The 301-nt window shown below is 31.6% G+C and carries 1 protein-coding gene; it reads right to left on the bottom strand.

Annotation, left to right across the window (positions count from 1 at the left end; all coding sequences use genetic code 11):
- A partial coding sequence (locus ABFY71_RS18800; RefSeq protein WP_347947393.1) for a hypothetical protein occupies positions 1 to 301 on the bottom strand: 301 nt, incomplete at both ends.

Raw genomic sequence — 301 nt, 5'->3', positions numbered from 1 at the left:
AAAAGTGGGACAAGAACGTTCATCTTCAGCTATACGTTCACCGTATAATATTCCATTTGTCTTAATATCAATATCTAAATTTTTCACAATAAATTCTGTTAGATTTTTTGCGTTGACTTGGAATTGGAAGAATCCATAGCAAGTATTCTGAACATATGAAAATGTGTCGTCTGCTGTAATCTTTGCACCATGTCCATCAATATGAATCTTAGTTGCATTTGGTAAAATCGCGCGACAGATCTTATAAATAGCTCCATCTTTCATGATTATATTTTTATTACTACTTAACGTTTGTTCAATT

The organism is Devosia alba (genome assembly GCF_039938915.1).
Taxonomy (GTDB): Bacteria; Pseudomonadota; Alphaproteobacteria; order Rhizobiales; family Devosiaceae; genus Devosia; species Devosia alba.
This window is presented reverse-complemented; position numbering and strand designations above follow the sequence as displayed.